This is a genomic window from Serratia sp. GW822-FHT06D09, from assembly GCF_058799515.1.
In genome coordinates this window covers 663,724-687,593 of record NZ_JBXALO010000003.1, presented here as the reverse complement: position 1 = coordinate 687,593, position 23,870 = coordinate 663,724, and the positions used below count along the sequence as shown (strand labels likewise).

Sequence of the window (23,870 nt, the reverse complement as noted above, 5' to 3'; positions counted from 1 at the left end):
CTGCGCTTATCCCCCTATAATTCAGCCCATCATATTTCTGTTAAAACAATGACCATGCAAAAGAAATCGATTTACGTCGCTTATACCGGCGGTACCATCGGCATGCAACGCTCCGATCACGGCTACATCCCGGTGTCCGGTCACCTGCAGCGCCAACTGGCCTTGATGCCTGAGTTTCACCGGCCGGAGATGCCGGACTTCACCATTCATGAATATGCGCCGCTGATCGATTCCTCCGATATGACGCCGGAAGACTGGCAGCATATCGCCGACGACATCAAAAAGAATTACCACCTCTATGATGGCTTCGTGATCCTGCACGGTACCGACACCATGGCCTTCACTGCTTCGGCCCTGTCGTTCATGCTGGAAAACCTGGCCAAGCCGGTGATCGTCACCGGTTCGCAAATTCCTCTGGCTGAACTGCGTTCCGACGGTCAAACCAACCTGCTGAACGCGCTGTACCTGGCCGCCAACCATCCGGTGAATGAAGTCAGTCTGTTCTTCAACAACAAACTGTTCCGCGGCAACCGTACCACCAAGGCGCACGCTGACGGATTCGACGCCTTTGCCTCGCCTAACCTGCCGCCACTGCTGGAAGCAGGGATCCATATCCGTCGCCAGAACGGTATCGACAGCCCGGTCTGCAACGGTGATCTGAAAGTGCATGACATTACCCCGCAGCCGATCGGCGTGGTGACGATTTATCCAGGGATCTCCGGCGCGGTAGTCCGCAACTTTTTGCTGCAACCGGTGAAAGCCTTGATCCTGCGCTCTTACGGCGTGGGCAACGCACCGCAAAAAGCGGAGCTGGTTGATGAATTGCGCGACGCTTCCGAACGCGGCATTGTGGTCGTGAACCTGACCCAGTGCATCTCCGGTCGGGTGAATATGGAAGGCTACGCCACCGGTAACGCGCTGGCCCATGCGGGGGTCATCAGCGGTTTCGACATGACGGTGGAAGCCGCCTTGACCAAGCTGCATTATTTGCTGAGCCAACCGCTGACGCCGGAGCAAATCCGCAGCCAGATGCAGCAAGACTTGCGCGGTGAACTAAGCATCAGTGGTTAACCCTAACCCCAAGACGGAGTCGCGATGAAAACAGCCCTGCTGCTAATCGATTTGCAAAACGATTTTTGCCCCGGCGGCGCACTGGCGGTGACAGACGGCGATGCCGTGATCGCCGTAGCCAATCGGGCAATAGAGGCCTGCAACGCGCGGGGCGAACCTGTAGTCGCCAGCCAGGACTGGCATCCTGCCAATCACCGTAGCTTTGCGGTAAACGCCAACGCACAGGTGGGTACGCTGGGTGAACTGGAGGGGTTGCCGCAGGTGTGGTGGCCGGTGCACTGCGTACAGGAAAGCCCAGGTGCCGAGCTTCATCCGCAATTAAACCAACGGGATATCGTCGCCGTATTCCGTAAAGGTCAAAATACGGATATCGACAGCTACAGCGCCTTCTTCGACAACGGGCATCGCTCACGCACCGAGTTGGACCGCTGGTTGAAAGCTCATGACGTGAGCCATTTGGCCGTGATGGGGCTGGCAACCGACTACTGCGTCAAATTCAGCGTCCTGGATGCTCTCGCGCTGGGGTACCAGACCTCGGTAATTACCGACGGCTGTCGCGGCGTTAATTTGCAAGCTGGTGACAGTCAGGAAGCCCTTCAGGCCATGCAGCAGGCTGGTGCAAAACTCGTTACCCTGTCACAATTCATCGAACGATAATGCGTCGGGTGCTGATGGCACCCGCCCATTCCCCCACCGACAAATCTCGACATCGCTCACATTCCGACCATTCTCCTGTGATGACATCTTGTTCGCGTGCAGCACTTTTGCTGTTATGACCGCTGATGCTCTGGCATCAATCAGTTATACGCATCCGGGGCCCATTGAGCCCGGCTTTATGTTACCGCCTGAGGCGGTTTCGGGTCGGCCTTGCCGACCAAAGGAGATAACATGGTTTTCACCCGTAAACTGCTGCCTTTGCTGGTGGCGGTGCAGTTTGGTATGGCTGGTGCCGGCATGGCGCATGCCGCCTCTTACCTCTCCGTCGGTTATTTCAACGGCGGGGGTGACGTTACCGCCGGTCCAGGCGGTGACATCAACAAGCTGGACGTCACGCAAATCACCCACCTCAATTACTCCTTCGGCCTGATCTACAACGATGAGAAAGACGAATCCAATCCGGCGCTAAAAGACCCGGCTCGCCTGCACCAGATTTATCTGTCACCTAAAGTGATGGCCGATCTGAAGCTGCTGCCGGTATTGCGTAAACAGAATCCGGAGTTGAAAGTGCTGCTGTCCGTCGGCGGTTGGGGTGCTCGCGGTTTTTCTGGTGCGGCGGCAACGCCAGAGAGCCGGAGCGTATTTATCCGTTCGGTGCTGGACGTCATCAAGCAGTACCAACTGGACGGCATCGATCTCGACTGGGAGTACCCGGTTAACGGCGCCTGGGGGCTGGTCGAAAGCCAACCGGCGGACCGGGCCAACTTCACAGTGCTGCTGAAAGAACTGCATAGCGCCCTGAATAAAAATAAATTGCTGACCATCGCCGTGGGTGCCAACGTCAAAAGTCCGCAGGAATGGGTGGACGTCAAAGGTATTGCGCCCTACCTCGATTACATCAACCTGATGACCTACGACATGGCGTACGGCACTCAGTATTTCAACTCCAATCTGTATGATTCCAAACAGTGGCCGACCGTCGCGGCGGCCGATCGCTACAGCGCCAATTTTGTCGTGGATAACTATTTGGCCGCTGGACTTAAACCGGCGCAGTTAAATCTGGGCATCGGTTTTTATGGTCGGGTACCCAAACGCGCCACTGAGCCCGGCATCGACTGGGACAAAGCCGACGCAGAGAAAAACCCTGTCACCCAACCCTATTTCACCGCGCGCGAAACCGCCGTCTTCAAATCACTGGGGTTGGACCTGACCAAAGACAGCTACTTCAAATATAACGATATCGTCAGCAAGCTGTTAAACGATCCACAGCGGCGCTTCAGCGCCCATTGGGACAGCGATGCCCAGGTTCCCTATCTGACGATGAAATCCGCCGAGGGCAAACCTTTATTCGCCATTTCGTACGAGAACCCACGCTCGGTTGAGCTGAAGGCTGATTACATCAAAAGTAAGGGATTAGGGGGCGCGATGTTCTGGGAATATGGCGCAGACGACAATAACCGGCTCGCGCATCAACTGGCGGAATCGCTGGGGATCAACGGCGGGAAAGGCTAAACCCACGGGGCGATGTCACTATCGCCCCGTTATTCGATTTACTGCGGTTTCAGCTTAGCCAAGGGTTCAGCGATAAACTGCTGTTTCAGCTCTTGCTTGCTCTTCATCACAATCTGGCCGTCGGTGCCGATACTCATGTGTTGCGGATCGGCATTGTGCAACGACTGCCACAGCATGACCGCCTGCAGGCTGTTTTCTTTCTGTTCCGGAGTCAGGGCTACGCCATCCGGCCACTTGCCCAGCTCAACGGCCAATACCAGCCGTTGATAGATTTCCGGCGTCATGGCGGCAATCAGGTCTTTCACATCCATCAGGGCTTTTCCTTACTCGTGCAAGAATAATTAGCTGAATCGATTTTTCTAACAACGTACTAGCTCTAGCCAGCCGTTTTCTCACCGTTCTCACCGTCGGTAAAACTGAGCGACGCCGAGTTAACGCAAAAACGCTCGCCGGTCGGCTGCGGGCCGTCGGGGAATACGTGGCCCAAATGCGCGTCACAGTGACCACAGCGGATCTCAACGCGATGCATATTATGTGAATTATCATCAAGATAACGAATCGCATCGTCAGATACCGGCTGATAGAAGCTCGGCCAACCACAGCCGGAGTCGTACTTGCTGTCTGAGTAGAACAGCGGGTGGTTGCAGCACAGGCAATGGTACACGCCCTCGCGTTTGTTGTGCAGCAATTTGCCGGAATACGGCGCCTCGGTACCACGTTCCTGAGTCACATAACGTTGGATTTCATTCAGTTCCGTGGCCGGATGGTCAGGGGTTGTCTCTTTAGCCATTTGTGCGTTTCTCTGAATGTGGATAATGTCAACGAAAACAATGAGTAATAATAACAAAAAATTAACAACACTGCAGCGCTTTTTGGCCTAAACTGTAGCCCATAAAGGTCACGTCGCGGCAATATGTGATACCGATCACATATCTTATATGGACTGACTTTATACTTGGCGGTTTGACCCCATATTACGGATGAGGCCGAACGCAAACGGAACGTGCAATAAGCGCTCAAACCAGGCTGCGAGGTTTGATTTGCAGCAAGTATTGACACGATTCCGCTTGACGCTTGGTAAGGTTTTTGTAATTTTACAGGCAACCTTTTATTCACTAACAAATAGCTGGTGGAATATATGACTATCAAAGTAGGTATCAACGGTTTTGGCCGTATCGGTCGCATTGTTTTTCGTGCTGCTCAAGAACGTTCTGACATCGAAATCGTTGCAATCAACGACCTGTTAGACGCAGAGTACATGGCTTACATGCTGAAATATGACTCTACTCACGGCCGCTTCAACGGCACTGTAGAAGTTAAAGACGGCCACCTGGTTGTTAACGGCAAAACCATCCGTTGTACCTCAGAAAGAGATCCGGCTAACCTGAAGTGGAACGAAGTCAATGTTGACGTCGTTGCAGAAGCAACTGGTCTGTTCCTGACTGACGAAACTGCACGTAAACACATCGCTGCAGGCGCTAAGAAAGTTGTTCTGACTGGCCCATCCAAAGACGACACCCCAATGTTCGTTATGGGTGTGAACCACAAATCTTACGCTGGTCAGGAAATCGTTTCTAACGCTTCTTGTACCACCAACTGCCTGGCACCACTGGCTAAAGTTATCAACGACAAGTTCGGCATCGTTGAAGCGCTGATGACCACCGTGCATGCAACTACCGCAACTCAGAAAACCGTTGATGGCCCGTCTCACAAAGACTGGCGCGGCGGCCGCGGCGCATCTCAAAACATCATCCCTTCTTCTACCGGTGCTGCTAAAGCAGTAGGTAAAGTTATCCCAGAACTGAACGGCAAACTGACCGGTATGGCGTTCCGCGTTCCTACCCCGAACGTTTCTGTGGTTGACCTGACTGCTCGTCTGGCTAAACCTGCTTCTTACAAAGAAATCTGTGCTGCTATCAAAGCTGCATCTGAAGGCGAGCTGAAAGGCGTGCTGGGCTACACCGAAGACGAAGTGGTTTCTACCGATTTCAACGGCGAAACTCTGACTTCCGTATTCGATGCCAAAGCCGGTATCGCTCTGAGCGACACCTTCGTGAAACTGGTTTCTTGGTACGATAACGAAACTGGTTACTCCAACAAGGTTCTGGATCTGATCGCTCACATCTCCAAATAATGGATTGATGCCAAGCTGATGATGAGGGCGACATTTTTGTCGCCCTTTTTTTGTTTCTACGGCGAACAAAAGGCCAACCGATGAACGAAAAAATTTTCACCCTACCCGTTACTCAGCAAATTTCTCCTTATATCAGCCAACGGCAACTCGACGAACTGCCCGTGGTGGTGGTTTCCCACCCGAAAGTGCGTGCGGCTATCACGCTGCAAGGCGCGCATCTGTTGGCCTGGCAACCCAGCGGTGAAAAGCCGGTCATTTGGCTGAGTAACAACACGCCATTTAAAAAAGGCAATGCTATCCGCGGCGGCGTCCCCATTTGCTGGCCCTGGTTTGGTCCGGTGGCAAAACCTTCACACGGTTTCGCCCGCAATCAGCCCTGGAGTCTGACGGCGCATGATGAAGATGATAACGGCGTCATTCTGACCTTCACGCTGAAAGACAATGAGCAAACCCGTAGCCTGTGGCCACACGCCTTTACGCTGATTGCCCGCTTCAAGCTAGGCGAAGAGTGTGAGATAGAGCTGGAGTCCCACGGTGATTATCAGGCCACTGCGGCGCTGCATAGCTACTTCCAGATCGGGGACATTGAACAGGTTAAGGTAGCCGGCCTCGGCGTGCCTTATATCGATAAAGTCGCTGGGGGCGCCGAAGCCAAACAGACCGGTGACGTGACCTTCGTCGGCCAGACCGATCGGGTTTATACCCAGCCGGAGGCCTTTAGCCTGATCAAAGATGCGGCGCTCCAACGCACCATTGAGGTTCATCACCATCACATGAGCGATGTGATTGCCTGGAACCCTGGCGTAGAGCTTTCTTGCAGCATGGCGGACATGCCTAACGACGGGTATAAAACCATGGTTTGCGTGGAAACCGGCCGCGTCAGCAAACCGCTGATCGCAGCAGGGGAACAACCGGCACGGCTGGCAGTGACCTTCCGCACCCGCAAGAACGCGTGATCGCAGCAGGGGCGGTGAAAACTGCCGCCCTGCATCATTGCACTACAGATGTGCAAAAGGGGCGCCAGCGCCCCTTTATGATGCCTACATTGCACTTTTTTTGTGCATTCGCTTTTTAGAAGCTGTAGCTCACACCCGTCATTAACACCCCGGTGTAAGATTTATCCACCATCGGGCTGTCTTTCACTTCATCAGACAGTTTGATGTAACGCCCCATAAAGAAGGCATTCCAGTCTTTGTTGATCTTGTAGTTGGCGCTCAGCTCAACGTAAGGTGCCCAGCTGTCGCTTGGCGTGTAGCTGTCCAGACCGCTGCGGCGAGATTCGTTATCGCTAACGCCGTAGTAGTATTTGTTCTGGTTTTTGCTGCTCCACGTCACACCCACACCCGGCACCAAGGTGAAGGCGTCCAGCTCAAACTTGTACAGATAGGCGAAGTCACCAATCATGCCGTTGCTGTAATCCAGGGTATCACCGGTAAAAGTGGTACGCAGGGTGCCCCAATCAGCATTATGCGTATAAGCCAGACCGGCCATCAACGTGCCGCGACGCTTGTCCAACTTCTTCATGCGATCGTCGTCACTGTCGCCCGGACGGTAGCCCAACGGCGAGTAGTAACCCATCAGACTCAGTTGGTTTTCCTGATCTTTCCACAGGTAATAACCGGCGGTCAGGGTACGGAAGTAGAAGTCATCCCCTTCATAGTTGATGACGGGTACCGGATACACGCGGTCCTGATAGCCACGATACGGATCCGGGCTAACCAGCGCGGAAGCACCGAGTGACCAGGTCCCAGCCTGAGCACTTTGCGCACAAACCATTGCGGAAGCGATAATTGCTAGCGTTTTGAGTTGAAAAATCTTCACTGGTTCTTTTTCCATAAATAACAGAGTTAATAGCTGGCTTAGTTTATGTGAAATTGTCGTTACGCGCCTAATCTTTACAATAGAAAACAACCAAGATCGAATAACTTAGAATAGAAATATGAATTAATCATGGCGGAACAGTGACGTTTTTTGCCGCAGGCCGCGCCAGACAAGGCATTTGGCTATCCCTGTCATAACTGAGTCATTGATATGACTTAAAAAAAGCTTTTTACCACGCAGGAAATTTTCTGGTATGCAAACTAAGCTTAAATCAGAAGGTGAATGAATCCTGAGCCCAGTGGCAATACAGCGCAACTCGCGATAATAAGCGCACCAAGTTGGCATACGGGTTGCTGTACTCAAGGATAACTTCTTCTTTCGGGGGCCAAAACACAATCATCAGCTCCCTTTAACCTGTGCTAATAACGAAAGGACGGGCATCGCCATGAACATATTTGACCACTATCGCCAGCGCTACGAAGCTGCCAAGGACGAAGAGTTCACACTGCAGGAATTTCTTACCATCTGCCGGCAAGATCGCAGTGCATATGCCAATGCGGCAGAACGTCTACTCATGGCTATCGGTGAACCAGTTATGGTGGATACCGCGCTTGAGTCGCGTATGTCTCGCCTGTTCTCCAACCGCGTGATCGCACGCTATCCGGCATTCGAAGAGTTCTACGGTATGGAAGAAGCTATCGAACAGATAGTCTCTTACCTGAAACATGCCGCTCAGGGCCTCGAAGAGAAGAAACAAATTCTTTATCTGTTGGGCCCCGTCGGCGGCGGTAAATCATCGCTGGCAGAACGCCTGAAAGCGCTGATGCAACGCGTGCCCATTTATACCCTGAGCGCCAACGGCGAACGCAGCCCGGTAAACGACCACCCGCTGTGCCTGTTCAATCCGCAGGAAGATGCCACTATTCTGGAAAAAGAATATAACATTCCGAATCGTTACCTCGGCACCATCATGTCCCCTTGGGCGGCAAAACGCCTGCATGAATTTGGCGGCGACATCACCAAATTCAAAGTGGTCAAGGTGCGTCCGTCCATCCTGGAACAGATCGCCATCGCCAAAACGGAACCGGGTGACGAGAACAACCAGGATATCTCCGCGCTGGTCGGCAAGGTCGATATTCGCAAGCTGGAAAACCACGCACAAAACGATCCGGATGCCTATGGTTATTCCGGCGCCCTGTGCCGTGCCAACCAGGGGATTATGGAGTTCGTGGAGATGTTCAAAGCGCCGATCAAGGTGCTGCATCCTCTGCTGACCGCCACCCAGGAAGGTAACTACAACGGTACCGAAGGGATCTCTGCCCTGCCGTTCAGCGGCATTATTCTGGCGCACTCCAACGAATCCGAATGGGTGACCTTCCGTAACAACAAAAACAACGAGGCCTTCCTCGACCGCGTTTACATCGTCAAGGTGCCTTACTGCCTGCGAGTTTCGGAAGAGATCAAAATCTACGACAAACTCCTGGATCACAGCGAACTGACCCATGCGCCGTGCGCCCCTGGCACGCTGGAAACCTTGGCGCGCTTTACCGTGCTCTCACGCATGAAAGAACCGGAAAACTCCAGCATCTACTCGAAGATGCGCGTCTATGACGGCGAAAGCCTGAAGGATACCGATCCGAAAGCCAAGTCGTACCAGGAATACCGCGACTACGCCGGGGTCGATGAAGGCATGAACGGCCTGTCCACCCGCTTCGCATTTAAAATTCTGTCGCGGGTGTTCAACTTTGATCACGCAGAGGTCGCCGCTAACCCGGTTCACCTGTTCTATGTGTTGGAACAGCAGATCGAACGTGAGCAATTCCCGCAAGATCTGGCAGAGAAATACCTGGAGCACCTGAAAGGTTATCTGATCCCGAAATACGCCGAATTTATCGGCAAAGAGATCCAGACGGCCTATCTGGAATCTTACTCGGAATACGGTCAGAACATTTTTGACCGCTACGTGACCTATGCAGACTTCTGGATCCAGGATCAAGAGTACCGTGATCCGGACACCGGCCAGCTGTTCGATCGCGAGTCCCTGAACGCTGAACTGGAGAAAATCGAGAAACCGGCCGGCATCAGCAACCCGAAAGATTTCCGCAACGAAATAGTCAACTTCGTGCTGCGCGCCCGTGCTAACAATAGTGGCCGTAACCCTAACTGGACCAGCTATGAGAAGCTGCGTACCGTGATCGAGAAGAAAATGTTCTCGAACACCGAAGAGTTACTGCCGGTGATTTCCTTTAACGCAAAAACCTCAACGGATGAGCAGAAAAAACACGACGACTTCGTCGACCGTATGATGGAGAAAGGCTACACCCGCAAACAGGTTCGTCTGCTGTGTGAATGGTATCTGCGGGTCAGAAAGTCTTCGTAACGTCTAATGAGAATTAGCGTCATGGAGATGGCGTATACCCAAAATAATTGGCGTTGCATCAAGGCGGTAAGAGCGCTTATCCCGATGAGCTTACTCTGGTAAGTGATTCGGGTAAGTGACCGCAACCAACAAGGCAACGGCAAGTATAACGAGTATAGAAAGTTGGCAACGTCGTTTGGGGGAAGTATGGCCTATTTCATTGACCGACGGCTTAACGGCAAAAACAAGAGCATGGTTAACCGCCAACGCTTCTTGCGCCGCTACAAGTCGCAAATCAAACAGTCGATTGCCGAAGCCATCAACAAGCGTTCGGTCACCGACGTAGACAGTGGGGAGTCCGTCTCGATCCCCGCTGGCGATATCAACGAACCTATGTTTCATCAGGGTCGCGGTGGCACACGCCACCGCGTTCATCCGGGCAATGACCACTTTGTGCAAAATGACCGCGTCGAACGCCCTCAGGGTGGCGGCGGTGGCGGCGGCGGTCAGGGCAATGCCAGCCAGGATGGTGAAGGCGAAGACGAGTTTGTTTTCCAGATATCCAAGGACGAGTATCTCGACCTGCTGTTTGAAGATCTGGCGCTGCCGAACCTGAAAAAGAATCAGTATAAGCAGCTCACCGAGTACAAAACCCATCGGGCCGGTTACACCGCCAACGGCGTGCCGGCCAATATCAGCGTGGTGCGTTCGTTGCAAAACTCGCTGGCGCGCCGCACTGCCATGACCGCAGGAAAACGCCGCGCGTTGCATGAGTTGGAAGACGAACTCACCCAGATGGAAAACACAGAGCCGGTGCAACTGCTGGAAGAGGAACGACTGCGCAAGGAAATTGCCGAACTGAGAAAGAAAATCGAAAGCGTGCCATTTATCGACACCTTTGATTTACGCTATAAGAACTATGAGCGCCGACCGGAACCTTCCAGCCAGGCGGTAATGTTCTGCCTGATGGACGTTTCCGGCTCCATGGACCAGGCCACCAAGGACATGGCCAAGCGTTTCTATATTCTGCTCTATCTGTTCCTGAGCCGAACCTATAAAAACGTCGAGGTGGTGTATATACGCCACCATACCCAAGCGAAGGAAGTGGATGAGCAGGAGTTCTTCTACTCGCAGGAGACTGGCGGCACCATTGTGTCCAGCGCGCTAAAACTGATGAATGAAGTGGTTGAGGAACGTTACGATCCGGCGCAATGGAACATCTACGCCGCGCAGGCGTCGGATGGCGACAACTGGGCCGATGACTCGCCGCTGTGCCACGAACTGCTGGCGAAAAAGCTGCTGCCGATGGTTCGCTACTACAGCTACATTGAAATCACCCGCCGCGCCCACCAAACGCTGTGGCGCGAATACGAGGACCTGCAGGCAAAATTCGAAAACTTTGCCATGCAGCATATCCGCGAACCGGACGATATTTACCCGGTATTCCGCGAACTTTTCCACAAGCAGACCGTGTAATTACACATAAATTCATTTTAAATCAGCCGGTTAACTCTGTTTTCCGGCTGTTTTTTTAACCGGTAAAAAGAAAACCACTTCAGGATCCTGCTCATCAAGGTTATCAATACGGCCACTCTCAATAAATCCGGCCTTCGACAGTAGCTTTATCATCGGTAAATTCGAGCTATTGGTTGAGGTAAAAAGTTTTGGACGCATGCAGATCGATTTAAAATATTCGATAAATTTTAACCCCACCTCTTTACGCCTCATCAGGTTGCCAACCATAAGAATTTCTATAAATCCACTGTCGTAAAAGTGATAGTGCAATACGCCGTAAGCCACGACCATGCCCTCCATTTCGGCTACGTGGCAGACACCAGCCTCGCACCACTCGCCGATCTGAGCATAGCGACGTGGGTCCTGTGATGCCAAGGTATCAATGTCAATCAATAGGTTAGCATCCGTTACTGTTGCCAGGCGAAAAATCAATTTCGGCTCCCCGTTATTTTTGTGCTTAGTGAGCATCATCCGCTGAGGTAATTCCTAATTACGTTTTTACCCATTGCGCTAATTAGGAATATTCCTATTTAATGAATAGCCAAATTGCCATCTCAGGTGAATGCTATGGAATTACTTCCCTTCGCAATCATCGTCGTTTTGATCGCAGTTGTCGTATTTTCCTTTGTCATGTATTTGCGACAAAGACGAATAAGTACTTTCAACGCCAAGCGGAAACGACGTTAGGACGCCCTCACACAAGGAAGTGGTTCAACAATCCCCTATTAGCCAAAGCCTCACTCACGCCCTATCCCCACCACCCGGCAGGCTTTATCATCGAACCGATACCCAGCGTTTTTTCTGAGGATATTCTGATACCTGCATCATTACAGATTTTCTGCTTGTCGCTGAAATTCAGGTGCGCTACTGTCGCCATCTGGAGACACACACCATCACATAACCAGAACAACATCCAGTTTGTCGCTATCATCCCTTGATCCCGCCGCTGCGCGGGATTTTTTTATCCCGTACAGAACCGCTCAACGATATGAAGCACCGATATCCCTACTGCCAGAAATTGACAGCGGCAGCCATTACACTTTGCCTTCCTGCAGGAGACACCTCTTGCCCTTGTTCAACACAGAGGGAAATCGCCGCCAATGACGCGCATTGTGACCATTCTTACCGATAATTTCTCTGATTGGGAAACTGCCCTGATCAACTCTACTTGCCGCGGCTATTACGGTTTCGATACTCGTTTTGCCTCCCCCAATGGCGCCCCTGTCATTTCCTCCGGCGGCATGCATGTGACCCCCAATATGGCGCTCGAGGCTATCCAACTGAGCGAGACAGATCTGTTGATCTTATGCGGAGGCACGGTATGGCGAACCGATCAGGCCCCAGATATCGCTGGGATGGTAGCGGAGGCCCACAGCAAAAACATCGTCGTCGCCGCCATTTGCGATGGAACCCGCGTTTTGGCACAGGCGGGCATACTTGATCATCTTCGCCACACCTCCAATTCCGCTGAGAATTTATCGCAGCTTAACTACGGCGGAGCTGAATATTATCAGGATGTGCCCTATGCCGTAGCCGACCAGCGCGTGGTAACCGCCCCCGGTAGCGCACCGGTCAGTTTTATGGCGGAGATCCTGGATATGTTAGGGGTTAGCGATAACAACCTTAAAACCTACCTGGCCATGCACGCCGCTGAACACAGCAAACCAATTTAGTCCCGTTGGTTTCAGCCGAGTCAAACACGGCCCCCGCCCCCACTTTTCAGCATAAAAAAGCCCCGCAAGTTGGACGGGGCTCCATCTAATAGAAATGCCTTATAAGCCGTTGGCAGCTTCATCTATCAAAGCGGCGATTTCTTTCGGATGCGAAGCAAGAGAAGCATGGCTGGCGTCCAGCGTAATCACCTTTTTGGCCTTCAAACGCGCAGACATTCGCTGCTGGTTTTCGGGGGCTATCATCCGGTCATTGCTGGAGATTTGGTACCAGGAAGGTTTGTGTTTCCACGCCGGCTCAGCGATCGTATTGCCGAAGGTGCTGGCCAACGGCGCCTTTTGCGTTACTGCCATCACCAATGCCTCATCAGCAGGCAGATCCTGACAGAAGCTTTCGTGGAACTTGTCTGTCTTAATCCATAAATAGCCGTCGCTGTCCGGCGCCAGGTTCGCCGCCGCAATTGGCGGATGTTGCTGGGTAATGCCTCCGGGGCTTTCGCCGGCGTCCGGTGCGAAGGCGGCGATATACACCAATCCCACCACGTTGGGTTGATTGCCCATTTCACTGAGCACCGCGCCACCATAAGAATGGCCGACCAACAGCACCGGTCCCTGCTGCTGCGCCACCATCTTGCGGGTGCGTTCAGCATCGTCTGCCAGCGATGTCAGCGGCATTTCAACCGCGTGAATCGAGTGATATCCCTTGTGCGATAATTCGGTAATGACTTTGCTCCAGTGCGCTGCACCGCCCCAAAATCCGTGGACCAGGACTACGGTAGGTTTTGCCTTCATTACAAGATTCCTTCTTTCGCGTGGAGACGCTACACCAAACTTGAGCGTCCGCACTGTTCACTTCCAGCACCCTCTGGCTCAAGCCCAAACGTCTTTATATACCCCCTTGTATATAGTTCACATCAAGAGTTTCCAGCAATAGCTACGAATAGTTAATCTGTTGCAACATCCTTCCTGGCGAACCATTCTGCCCGGGTTATCTCCCAAATTTCCGTAGTTATGCGGCCTGCTACATAAGCGCTTTCTTGGGTCGCAACCACTCGCATGCCGTTATGCTCGGAAATACGTCGAGACGCCAGGTTGTCTTTTGCCTTGGAAACCCGTAGCACCGGCTGCCCCAGTTGATTGAACCAGTAATCAGTCACTGTTTCGCTGGCTTCACTCATCAATCCCTGACGTTGCCATGCCAGTGATAGCCAAAATCCACGATTACTGTTGCCAATCAAATTCAGGTTAATTGCACCAATCAAATGCTGCTCATCCTCTCGTCGCCGGATAGACCAAAACCAACCTGTGCCCGCCTCCATCGCGGGTAGCGCGATATTATTGATAAACTCCAACGCAGCGCCTTCAGGGTATGGCCAAGGAATTTGATCTGTCATATGACGCACAATTTCCCACTGTGGAAACAACAGCTGAATATCTTCGGCATCGCCAGGCGTCAGTGGGCGCAATACCAGCCTCCGACTGACTAAAACAGGAATTTCCAAGGAATAAACCTCCTATGCGCGCCCAAAGCCTTGATGGCATACACGCCTCTGACAAGATTAAAACTAGGATTTATACCTATTACGATCTAAAATCCCATGAAAAAACAAAGAGAAGTATTTTCAACAATATCAATAGGGAATTTTTACGTGAAGGAAATGATCTCCATTCTTTTTATCGTAAGCCTGCTGGCGACGCTTTTTTCGTGGTTATTCGTTTATAGCCTCAATATTCATTAACGCCGTGCGAGAATAAAAAAACCCCGGCATGCGCTGATGCCAGGGTTATCAAAGCCACACTATAGCCGTCCAGGTTTTACAATCACGGTGACTACTGTTTCGTCTGGATCCAGAATGCGTGGATCAGCCCCGGGAAGTAGCCAAACAAGGTGAGGATAATATTGAGGATAAACGCGCCGCCTATACCTTTATCCAGCAGTACGCCCAGCGGTGGCAGGATGATGGTAAATACGATTCTCCAAAAACTCATAATAGCGCCTCATTTTGTTCCATAAGACACCAACATATTATATCTGCTTAACATTTTCAAATCTCACCCAGCAAATCGGTCTTCAACGTGGCATGAAAAATGCGTATAGCCACAGCAATTGTGTTGATACCTGCCTAAATTGAAGAAACAATTAATAAGCATTGATTATGTGGGGTTAAGCCCTTAAAATTTGTAACTTAACAATACAACTGGGTAAGGTTTCATGTCGTCGCTGTGGGTTGCAACACAATACTTTTATTTGATTGGCTTGGTAGTTTCTATGATTTTCACCTACCTGGTCAGCCGGGATACCATAAAAATTCGTTTTCTCAGTGCCTTAACGATTGGTTTAACCTGGCCCCTGAGCCTACCGGTAGTGTTGATGTTCTCCTTGTTCTGACGCTGCAGAAACCACCCCGTCAAACGCTGACGGGGCGATAGCACCGCCTACTACATCAAAAATCGTACCCAACTGTCGCCACCACGGAGCGTTCTGCGCCCCAGTAGCAATAGCCGGTCCCATAGCAGGCCGCGACATATTTCCTGTCAGTCAGGTTATTCACATTCAGTTGCACATAGGCACCTTTCAACGACGGATTCACCCTGTCCAAATTCATCCGCACCGAGGCATCCAACAGCGTAACGGAAGGGATCCTCAACGTATTTTCGTTATCGGCCCATTGCTTGCCGATGTAACGCGCCCCAGCACCAAGATCCACACCGTATGAGGTGGCATATTTGCCCCACAGTGAAGCCATTTGGTCCGGTGCGAGATACGGTGTGTTGCCGTCGTTGCCATCAATGGCATCTTTGAATTTCACTTTATTGTAGGTATAGCCTGCGATCAGATCGAAGCGTTCGGTGATCTTGCTTCGGGCCTCCAGCTCAATCCCCTGAGAATGCACCTTGCCGGCCGGCAGGTAATAGCTTTGCTGAACCACGCGGTTAGCCACGTCTTTCTGCGTCAGGTCATACAGCGCCACGCTGTATATCGAGGAACTGCCTGGTGGCTGGTACTTCAGGCCCACCTCATACTGCTCGCTGGTGCTGGGTTTCAGCATATGGCCGTTTTGATCGGGCAATGCCTCCGGGGTGACTGCGGTGCTATAACTGACGTAAGGCGAGAAACCGTTATCAAAGCGGTACAACAGTGAGCCGCGGCCGCTAAAATTGTCGTCGGTGCGGGCATCGCTGGTGCCGGTGTTGAGCACCGTATTTTTAGATTCGATACGGTCGAAGCGCCCTGACAGATTCAGATACCAATTCTGTAAGCTGATTTCATCCTGCAGATAAACGCCGGTCTGCTCATAACGACGTCGGGAATCAGTATGTGTCAGGTTGGTTAATGCGTCACCGCCGGACACGCCGGTGTAAGGATTAAGCTGCGAAGCTCCCGCAGACTCATCCCACAGATTATTACGCAGGCGCTGGTAATCCAAACCCAGCATCACCTTATGATCCAGCGGCCCGGTAGCAAAATCGGCTTCCAGTTGGTTATCAACGGCGAAGGCATCCAGCGAAGTGGCTGAACCGCTGTAATAGCGATTCAATAGGCTGTGATCGTCATTCCAGCCAATCTGGTACACCTGCTGTAATTCAACATTGGAGTGGGTGTAGCTGGCGTTCTGGCGGAATGACCAAATGTCGTTAAAACTGTGCGAGAAAGCGTAGCTGTAAATCTGTTCCCAACGTTTGAACACATTGCGGCTGCTCTCGCCATCAAAGAAGCCACGCCCCAGCTTGTCACCGGAACTGGAATAGAGGCTGCCATCTGCAGGTACCGCACTGTGATAACCGCCTGAGGGATCTTTTTGCAGGTAAGCTTTCAGCAGCAGCGAGGTATTTTCATCCGGCTGCCACAGTAATGACGGTGAAATGGCATAGCGTTCCTCACGTTGATGGTCATACATGGTTTCGCTACTGCGCGTCATCCCGGTCAACCGATAAGCCCACTGTTCCGACAGCGCGCCGGTCACATCGAAAGCGCCACCCTGGGTGTTGTTATTGCCTGCCATCAGGTTAACGTGCCCTTCCGTGGCAAACTGGGGGCGCTTGGAGGTCAAAGCGACCAATCCGCCCGGAATGCTTTGCCCGTACATGACCGATGAAGGCCCTTTGATAACGTCGATGCGTTCCAGGAACCAGGGGTCAACCTGCAAGGCATTATAGGTGCCGCCGTCACTCAATAACCGCAGACCATCAAGGAAGGTGTTATTAACGTCGCCACCGTGAAAACCACGTAACGCAATGGTGTCATAGCGCGTTGCACCACCGGCGAAGTTAGTGAAAACACCAGGTGTATATTTCAGGGCATCATTAACCGTTTGAGTATTCTGGTCGGTCATTTGTTGGCGCGTCACCACCGAAACGGACTGTGCAGTCAGGATCAAGGGTTTATCGGTTTTGGTCACCCCCTGGCTGGTCGTGGCTTGATAGCCGTGCGTCGCTGCTTCCGCCGTATCCGCGGGTTTAGCAGTAACAACCAGAGTATCCTCAGCGAAAGACACCAGCGGCAGGAACATCGCAAACGCACACAAAACCCGTGACCGTTTGACAGGAAAAATCATCGGCATACCTGTAATCCCCAGTAAAAATCATTAAATGACACCCAAAAGCCCCCCTGTCAGCAGCGCTGGCTGACAACTTGCTCAGATGTTCAATCGGTGTGGTGAATGTAAACAAAGTGAAATATTAATGATAATTATTATCTTTATCGATAGTAAATTTCAAGCATCAGGCAACTTTTAATAAGCAAACAAAGCGTTCTGTTCAGCCCGCAAGCACATAAACCAGAAAGCGTTTATGCATATGAAAAAAAGACAAAAAAAAAGCCAGCTCCAGGCTGGCAAGAAAACGGGATGTCATATGAACCCTGTCAGGCCAGACGAGCGGAGCGCATAAGGAGACAACCCTTCACCTCTCAACTGGCAATCAATAATGATAACGACTATCATTATCCTTTACGAACGAATTTCTATCTACAACTTTCTGCCGTTACGTCTCGATTGGCGTTCAACGAGAACGTTTAATGAACCAGGCATGCAAACGGCCAGCCACCAGCAAAATACCACCAAGCAGAACATTCGCCATTACCCACAGCGTTAATATGTATATAAAAGTCTGGTAGAGTGGAATTCCCCGTGCGGCGGAAAAGGGATTAATGTGCCAAATCCGAATAATAAAGAAGGGATTTAGGTTAAACCATTGGCAAAATATAGCGACCAACAGCGGCGGCAGAAAAAAATAAAATCCCAGCGTAGCTATCAGCAAGCACAGAGCGAAGCGCTCGTTTTTATACTCTTTCATATCAATGAATTACCATTATAATTCGGCTACAGCAAGCTTGAGCATGACGTTTTGAACAGACCCGATAGACGCCGAATAGTTCCCACTTTAAGGTAAAATAAAGCCTGTCTGGCGTTTAAATTTCATTTAGTTTTTTGGTGTTATAACGCTAGTCAGCTCAGGAGGCTCCAATGATACCGGACGATCGCCCTATCCCGCCAAACCGCAAAAAACTTAAAATCATCTTTGGCTGGTATATATATACCGTTTATGCGTTGCTGATCTTTAATATTTATCTGGCAGTATATAACGGCTGTGTCAGGCACCCGATTGAAGCGCCACTGATCTCAGCGTGCCACAGCTTGTTCATCGCGTTTATGCTTTACCACGTGTTGAAAAAACGCACCTATTTCGCTTGGGTCATGCTGGCTTACTATATCCTGATGCGCTTGTATTACGCCAACCTGCTGCACATCGAGTTTACTCTCTGGAGCCGTGGGCTGGTGTTCATTCTGCTGACGCTGCTGCTGGCGGGCACAGTCTCTGTCGGCCAGCTCGCGACACCGCCGCTGCGCCAAGATTGGCTGGCTAACCTGGGGTGGAGACAATGGGCTACGTTAGCCGTTCTGTCGGGGGTGCTGACGCCGTTAATTACCACCGATTATTTAGGCTGACGGCCAGCATCTAACGGGGGATATGGGGTTCCGAGATATCAACCAGACGGCAGACCTTGGTGTAGTTATTGGATTTTTCACATATTTTATCAGTGACAAATACGCCAAGGTAGCTCAGCACCAGCAAATAACCGGCCATGCATAAAATGAAAATAAGCGTTCTCACCGATAGGACCAACCTGACAACAAAACCCTGACTATCATACCTTGCTTATCCCTGTTTAGACTATTTCAAAGTATTTCATTAATCCGCTGGTCATTTCAGAGGCCAGAATGTTATGTTATTACATACCATGACAAGCCAGCACAGATGCATTAATGGAAAGCCAAACCCCGCCGTTACTTACCGTAGAACACCTGACGCTCTCACTGAACGCGGAGGTCAAGGTCCACGATCTGAGCTTCACTTTGCATGCAGGTGAACGTTTATGCCTGCTGGGCGCATCGGGTTCCGGCAAATCACTGACCGCCGCCGCCATTCTGGGCACGCTGCCGGTCGGAGCAACGGTTAGCGGTTCGATTCGACTGCAAGGGCGAGAAGTTAATGGTCTGCGTTTGCAACGGCGCAAAAACACTGAATTGGCAGCCATTTTTCAGGATCCTTTTACCAGCCTCAATCCCCTGACCACCGTGGGCCAGCAATTGAGCCTGGCGCTACGCAGCCAAAATCCCCTGACGAAATGCCAGGCCCAGCACTGCGCCGCGGAATTACTGACAGCGTTGGGAATGTCGCCGGACAACGTTATGACGCGTTACCCCAATCAACTGTCCGGGGGCCAATGTCAGCGAATATGTGCAGCACTGGCCTTACTCGGTGAGAAAAGCCTGTTGATCGCAGATGAACCTACCACCGCTCTGGACATGGTCAGCCAGCATCAGCTGATTGATATCCTGAAAAGCTACACCGAACGCCCCAGCGCGCCGGCGTTACTGTTTATTACTCACGATCTGGCCGTTGCCGCCGGTCTGTGTCAACGTGCCATCGTGCTGGTGAACGGGGAAATAGCCGAACAGGGCTCCTTCGGCCGATTGTTACAGCACCCCCAGCATCCATACACCCAACAGCTGGTCGCCAGTGCTCAACGCCCGGCATTTAACCGGCCCCCATCACTGAGCCTGGCAGGGTAACGGCATGAACAATCTGCCCATGAGCGGGGAAATGCCCTTTATCAGCCTGCAGCAGGTCTGCCGACAATTTTCATCGGGAGCCGGTGGGCTACAACCTACCGATCTGAACCTGTACTCTGCACAACGCGTTGGATTAGTGGGCTGCTCCGGGGCCGGGAAATCAACGCTGCTTAAGCTGTTGCTGGCGCTCGAAACGGCGGACGCCGGTCATATCATGTGTCAGGGCGAGGAAATTCGCCCTGCCCCGGTTCATAGATTGCGCTGGTACCGACGGTTAGTGCAGTACGTACCTCAGGACGCCCATGCTTCGCTGAACCCTCGCCACAGGGTAGCGGAACTAATTACCGCTCCCTTGCGCCAACTTGGTCCACGTCAGGATTGGGGTATCGCGGCCGAACGGGCTTTGCGACAGGTCGAATTGGATGAAAGCCTGCTGTATGTGCGCGCCGGGCAACTTTCCGGCGGGCAGGCGCAACGGGTAGCCCTGGCGCGTGCTATTGCGCTGAAACCCCGTTTTTTACTGGCCGATGAACCGGTCAGCGGCCTGGATTTGCCGCTGCGTCAGCAGATCATCGCCCTGCTCGACCAGATTGCCCGTCAGCAAAATATGGGCATGTTGCTTGTTTCCCACGATATTTCACTGGTTGCCGCCTTATGTCAGCGCACGCTGGTGATGGCGTCTGGCGTCATTGTGGAAGACCGCCCCACCCATGAACTGCTTCACGCCCCGAGGCATTCCGCTACCCGCCGTTTGATCGACGCCATTCCGCTGTTGCCGTCCTTTTTCCAGCACTAAAATTTTGAGGAGTTTGCATGTTCAACCCGCGCTTTATTGGCCCAACCGGCTGCCTGCTCGCCGGCAGTTTGCTGCTCGTCGGCTGCTTTGACCCTGTTGACCCCAAAGAAAGTACCGGCGACGAACGGCGCATCCGACTGGCGATGCTTCAGCCCCCACGCTCTGGGCTCACCCCGTTGAGCGATGACGCGTTTAAACTTTCGCGCTGGAGCACCGCCGAAACGCTGGTGGTGCTGAACGCCGACGGCGAGGCTGAACCGGCGCTGGCAATCGAATGGCAACAGCTGGATCAACACCGCTGGCGCTTCGTACTACGATCGGGGGTCAATTTCCATGATGGTAGCGCGATGACCCCGGACAGCGTGGTGCGTTCGCTTTCAGCGGCGATGAACGCCGCCCCCAAACCGCGCATTCTTGACGGCGTCGAATTGGCTATCGTCCCAGAAGGTGATCATGCTGTCGTGATCACAACCGCCGTGCCCGATCCGCTCCTCCCGCAGCGGTTGTCCAGCCCACAATTGGCGATCCTCGCCGAACGGGCCTATGGCGCCAACGGGGTGGTTAATCCCTTGCAGGCCGGAACCGGCGCCTTTGTGCTAACAGAGATCAACGGCACCAGTAGCGCACGTTTAAACCGCTTCGACGGCTATTGGGGCGAGAAAGCGGCCGCCCCAGGAATCGACGTCAACTTTGTCCCGGATAGCGCCGCGCGCGCTGCCGCCCTGCGCACCGGCAGCGCCGATTTGGTAGAGGCGCTGCCAGTCTCGCAGTTACCGTTAATTGCGGCAGAATTGATCCACGAAGTACCCATACCGCGCACCAATACGCTGTATCTGAACACCCGGGTCGGTGCTTTCCGCGATCCGGCCATGCGCGCCGCCGCCGCCGCGGCGATCCAGCGCCGCCCGTTGGTGGACAACGTTTACGAAGGCCGCGCCGATATTGCCTCCGGGCTGCTGGGGCCCGCGCTGCGTTGGGCCGCGCCGTTGCGCCAGCCGCAACCAACTCTGCCGCCAACCACGGTTGAAGGCAAAACCATCACCCTGGCCACCTTCAGCGATCGCGCCGAGCTACCCGAAGTGGCGGTGTATCTGGCGCAGCAACTCAGCGCCGCCGGTTTTGTGGTAAAGCAGGAAGTGCGGGAATATGCGCACATTGAAGCCGACGCGCTGGCGGGCAAATTCGACGCCTTTATCTTGTCGCGAGCCACGGTGCTGGACTCTGGCGATCCTCTGGCCTACATGTACAGTGACTTCGCCTGCCGGGGTTCTTTTAACATTGCTCAACTGTGCGATCCGCAGGTGGACGAAGCATTGACTCAGGCCGCAGCCATTCCTGCCGGGCCACAACGACGCCAGGCTATCATTGCGGCAGAAAGCCGCATTCTGGCAACCCATGCAGCGATACCCTTGCTACATGAACGCGTGATCCAGGGGGAAGCTGCCGTAATGAGGAGCGCAGAGCGCGATCCTCGTGAACGCCTGCTGGTGACGCCTCGCAGCTTCATCGCCCCAGAGCAACCTTGATGGAAAAAGCACTACGACTATTGCCACTCGCCTCACGCCTGTTCTCGCTGCTGGGGATGATCGTATTGATTGGCCTGATGCCTTGGCTGTCCGGGCGCGATCCTGCGCTCAGCTTGCTGCGGGCGCGTTCGGGTGAACAAGAGGCTACCCCGGAAGCCCTGAATGCCATTCGTCAGCAATATGGCCTGGACGACGGGCCCTTGCTGCTGCTTGGCCGCTGGTTTCACGGCGTGCTGCAGGGTGATGCCGGCAACTCGTGGATTTCCGGTCGCCCGGTGCTGGAAGGCATGTTGCAGGCCACAGGGGTTTCTCTGACGCTGATGGGCTACGCGCTGGCAATCGCAGTAGTGGTGGCGATACTGCTGGCGTTGCCAACCCTGTGGCGCGGCCTGCATGGCGAGAACTACCGTCCCGCAGGCGTGTTGGCGGTGTCCCTGACTGCACTGCCCGAATTTTTGCTGGCGGCGCTGCTGTTGATCGTTGGCGCCGTCTGGCTGCAGTGGTTTCCTCCCTACGGCTGGCAAAGCCTGCAACATGCCATTCTGCCGGCACTGGCCCTGGGCTTACCGGCCGGCGGCCTGCTGGCGCTGTTGCTCAATGACGGCCTGGCCGCAACCTTCTCCGAACGCTGGTTGCTGACCTGGAACCTTGCCGGCATCGCCCGGCGGCATTGCCTGTTGGCAGTTCTGCGCCGCACGCTGCCTGCACTGCTGCCGCAGATCGGTTTAGTGCTGATTGGACTGACCGGCGGCGCGATCGCCGTCGAGAAAGTGTTCGCCATACCGGGACTTGGCCGGGCAACATTGGGGGCCGCCATCGCTCAGGATCTGCCCGCCTTGCAATGCGGGATCCTGATCCTGTTGCTGCTGGCCTTCGGCACCGGTTTCCTGATGCAGGGAGTCCATTACCTGTTGCTGGGCCGAATAGCCGCCGCATTACCCAATTCAACGCCGCCACAGCACAGCAGCCGGGCGAGTTATATTTTTGCCGCCGTCGCGGCGCTGTTGCTGTGTCTGTTAGTGCTGAGCGGGATCATCCGCGATCCCTTTTCGTCACTGCATATCCGTCTGCAGCCACCCAGCCTGGATCTGCCCTTTGGCGCAGACGCCACCGGCCGGGACATTCTGGCACGTGTCGCCTACGGGGCACTGAATACCAGCCTGTTGGCGCTGGCAGTCAGCTTCGCCTCGCTGTCCCTGGGGATAGTGTTCGGGTTGATGCCTCGCCTGATGTGCGGGGTTATTGAGTTGGCAAACGCTACGCCGCCGATAGTCGCAGGGCTGTTGGTCACCGCTGTCACCGGGCCTTCCCCCTTCGGTGCCGCCTGCGCGGTAATGCTGGTCAGTTGGGCGCCGCTGTCCGCTCACTGCGCCTCACTGTTGGCTGAGGCCCGCACTCAGCCCTATATCCGCATGTTGCCAGTGTTGGGGATCGGCCGCTGTCGTACTCTGACGCACTACCTCTTGCCGGCGCTGTGGGTTCCCCTGCTGCGCCACGCCATGCTGCGCCTGCCGGGTATTGCGCTGGCGCTGGCGGCGCTGGGTTTTCTTGGCCTGGGGCCACAGCCCCCGAGTGCGGAATGGGGACTGGTACTGGCCGAGGGCATGCCCTATATCGAACGGGCGCCGTGGGGCGTTTTGGCGCCAGCGGTAGCGCTGGTGCTGTTGGCCGTGCTGGCTGTCACGCTGGCAAATACCGCCGGCAATCGCCGACGCTGACGGCGCATCCTGATC

The 23,870-nt window shown here is 53.5% G+C and carries 23 protein-coding genes; 14 read left to right on the top strand and 9 right to left on the bottom strand.

The features are described from left to right. The first annotated feature begins 54 nt into the window (after positions 1-54). The 3 genes from ansA to chiD all read left to right on the top strand — a co-directional run bounded on the left by ansA (position 55) and on the right by chiD (position 3,240). The gene (gene ansA, locus AC1RKG_RS10985; RefSeq protein ID WP_493182999.1) at positions 55-1,071 is read left to right on the top strand and encodes an asparaginase; all 1,017 of its coding nucleotides are present in this window, start codon (positions 55-57) and stop codon (positions 1,069-1,071) included. Positions 1,072-1,095: 24 nt separating this feature from the next. Then, positions 1,096-1,728 (top strand): bifunctional nicotinamidase/pyrazinamidase, encoded by a 633-nt coding sequence (pncA, locus tag AC1RKG_RS10980; protein WP_122079527.1) that lies wholly within the window; start codon positions 1,096-1,098, stop codon positions 1,726-1,728. A gap of 231 nt (positions 1,729-1,959) precedes the next feature. Next, positions 1,960-3,240, top strand: a complete 1,281-nt coding sequence (gene chiD, locus AC1RKG_RS10975; RefSeq protein WP_201896319.1) for a chitinase ChiD — start codon at positions 1,960-1,962, stop codon at positions 3,238-3,240. A gap of 38 nt (positions 3,241-3,278) precedes the next feature. On the opposite strand, the gene AC1RKG_RS10970 is transcribed toward chiD, so the two are convergent. Both AC1RKG_RS10970 and msrB read right to left on the bottom strand, forming a co-directional pair. Next, the gene (locus AC1RKG_RS10970) at positions 3,279-3,551 is read right to left on the bottom strand and encodes a YeaC family protein (protein ID WP_020827210.1); all 273 of its coding nucleotides are present in this window, start codon (positions 3,549-3,551) and stop codon (positions 3,279-3,281) included. Positions 3,552-3,616: 65 nt separating this feature from the next. Then, positions 3,617-4,030 carry a peptide-methionine (R)-S-oxide reductase MsrB gene (gene msrB, locus AC1RKG_RS10965; protein WP_020827211.1) on the bottom strand — a complete coding sequence of 138 codons (414 nt, stop codon included), beginning with the start codon at positions 4,028-4,030 and terminating at the stop codon, positions 3,617-3,619. 348 nt (positions 4,031-4,378) lie between these two features. On the opposite strand from msrB, the gene gapA reads away from it, so the two are divergent. Beyond that, complete coding sequence (gene gapA / locus AC1RKG_RS10960) at positions 4,379-5,374, top strand: glyceraldehyde-3-phosphate dehydrogenase (protein WP_012145453.1); 996 nt, start codon at positions 4,379-4,381, stop codon at positions 5,372-5,374. An 80-nt stretch (positions 5,375-5,454) separates the two neighbouring features. Next, on the top strand, positions 5,455-6,330 hold the full coding sequence (locus AC1RKG_RS10955; protein WP_020827212.1) for a D-hexose-6-phosphate mutarotase: 876 nt from the start codon (positions 5,455-5,457) through the stop codon (positions 6,328-6,330). A gap of 115 nt (positions 6,331-6,445) precedes the next feature. On the opposite strand, the gene AC1RKG_RS10950 is transcribed toward AC1RKG_RS10955, so the two are convergent. Beyond that, positions 6,446-7,210, bottom strand: coding sequence for a MipA/OmpV family protein (locus AC1RKG_RS10950; protein WP_493182997.1), 765 nt, complete (start codon positions 7,208-7,210; stop codon positions 6,446-6,448). Between the two features lie 430 nt (positions 7,211-7,640). On the opposite strand from AC1RKG_RS10950, the gene yeaG reads away from it, so the two are divergent. Then, positions 7,641-9,575: a protein kinase YeaG gene (gene yeaG, locus AC1RKG_RS10945; protein WP_020827214.1), complete on the top strand. Its 1,935-nt coding sequence runs from the start codon at positions 7,641-7,643 to the stop codon at positions 9,573-9,575. 186 nt (positions 9,576-9,761) lie between these two features. Then, positions 9,762-11,030 (top strand): YeaH/YhbH family protein, encoded by a 1,269-nt coding sequence (locus tag AC1RKG_RS10940; protein WP_020827215.1) that lies wholly within the window; start codon positions 9,762-9,764, stop codon positions 11,028-11,030. Positions 11,031-11,060: 30 nt separating this feature from the next. On the opposite strand, the gene AC1RKG_RS10935 is transcribed toward AC1RKG_RS10940, so the two are convergent. Further along, complete coding sequence (locus tag AC1RKG_RS10935; protein ID WP_493182995.1) at positions 11,061-11,540, bottom strand: GNAT family N-acetyltransferase; 480 nt, start codon at positions 11,538-11,540, stop codon at positions 11,061-11,063. A gap of 629 nt (positions 11,541-12,169) precedes the next feature. On the opposite strand from AC1RKG_RS10935, the gene AC1RKG_RS10930 reads away from it, so the two are divergent. Next, positions 12,170-12,742: a type 1 glutamine amidotransferase family protein gene (locus AC1RKG_RS10930; RefSeq protein ID WP_128864696.1), complete on the top strand. Its 573-nt coding sequence runs from the start codon at positions 12,170-12,172 to the stop codon at positions 12,740-12,742. A 99-nt stretch (positions 12,743-12,841) separates the two neighbouring features. On the opposite strand, the gene AC1RKG_RS10925 is transcribed toward AC1RKG_RS10930, so the two are convergent. The 3 genes from AC1RKG_RS10925 to AC1RKG_RS10915 form a co-directional block, all read right to left on the bottom strand. After that, complete coding sequence (locus AC1RKG_RS10925) at positions 12,842-13,531, bottom strand: alpha/beta hydrolase (protein ID WP_020827219.1); 690 nt, start codon at positions 13,529-13,531, stop codon at positions 12,842-12,844. Between the two features lie 152 nt (positions 13,532-13,683). Beyond that, entirely contained in the window at positions 13,684-14,241 is a 558-nt protein-coding gene (locus tag AC1RKG_RS10920) for a GNAT family N-acetyltransferase (RefSeq protein ID WP_493182993.1), read from the bottom strand. Positions 14,242-14,569: 328 nt separating this feature from the next. After that, on the bottom strand, positions 14,570-14,728 hold the full coding sequence (locus AC1RKG_RS10915) for a YqaE/Pmp3 family membrane protein (RefSeq protein ID WP_020827220.1): 159 nt from the start codon (positions 14,726-14,728) through the stop codon (positions 14,570-14,572). A 223-nt stretch (positions 14,729-14,951) separates the two neighbouring features. On the opposite strand from AC1RKG_RS10915, the gene AC1RKG_RS10910 reads away from it, so the two are divergent. Next, positions 14,952-15,128, top strand: coding sequence for a GhoT/OrtT family toxin (locus tag AC1RKG_RS10910; protein WP_020827221.1), 177 nt, complete (start codon positions 14,952-14,954; stop codon positions 15,126-15,128). Positions 15,129-15,183: 55 nt separating this feature from the next. Here the strand turns inward: AC1RKG_RS10910 and AC1RKG_RS10905 are convergent, their stop codons facing one another. Further along, positions 15,184-17,301 carry a TonB-dependent siderophore receptor gene (locus AC1RKG_RS10905; protein WP_493182992.1) on the bottom strand — a complete coding sequence of 706 codons (2,118 nt, stop codon included), beginning with the start codon at positions 17,299-17,301 and terminating at the stop codon, positions 15,184-15,186. A gap of 439 nt (positions 17,302-17,740) precedes the next feature. Continuing rightward, complete coding sequence (locus tag AC1RKG_RS10900; protein WP_122079534.1) at positions 17,741-18,034, bottom strand: hypothetical protein; 294 nt, start codon at positions 18,032-18,034, stop codon at positions 17,741-17,743. Between the two features lie 170 nt (positions 18,035-18,204). Between AC1RKG_RS10900 and AC1RKG_RS10895 the strand changes: the two genes are divergently transcribed. From AC1RKG_RS10895 to AC1RKG_RS10875, 5 genes are all read left to right on the top strand, one after another. Next, on the top strand, positions 18,205-18,687 hold the full coding sequence (locus AC1RKG_RS10895) for a hypothetical protein (protein WP_122079535.1): 483 nt from the start codon (positions 18,205-18,207) through the stop codon (positions 18,685-18,687). A 318-nt stretch (positions 18,688-19,005) separates the two neighbouring features. After that, the gene (locus tag AC1RKG_RS10890) at positions 19,006-19,815 is read left to right on the top strand and encodes an ATP-binding cassette domain-containing protein (RefSeq protein ID WP_493182990.1); all 810 of its coding nucleotides are present in this window, start codon (positions 19,006-19,008) and stop codon (positions 19,813-19,815) included. Between the two features lie 4 nt (positions 19,816-19,819). Further along, positions 19,820-20,611, top strand: coding sequence for an ABC transporter ATP-binding protein (locus tag AC1RKG_RS10885; RefSeq protein ID WP_122079537.1), 792 nt, complete (start codon positions 19,820-19,822; stop codon positions 20,609-20,611). Between the two features lie 17 nt (positions 20,612-20,628). Beyond that, positions 20,629-22,137, top strand: coding sequence for an ABC transporter substrate-binding protein (locus AC1RKG_RS10880; RefSeq protein ID WP_493182988.1), 1,509 nt, complete (start codon positions 20,629-20,631; stop codon positions 22,135-22,137). Further along, positions 22,137-23,855 (top strand): ABC transporter permease subunit, encoded by a 1,719-nt coding sequence (locus AC1RKG_RS10875; protein WP_493182986.1) that lies wholly within the window; start codon positions 22,137-22,139, stop codon positions 23,853-23,855. The genes AC1RKG_RS10880 and AC1RKG_RS10875 overlap by 1 nt, the downstream gene beginning before the upstream one ends. The last annotated feature ends 15 nt before the right edge of the window (positions 23,856-23,870 follow it).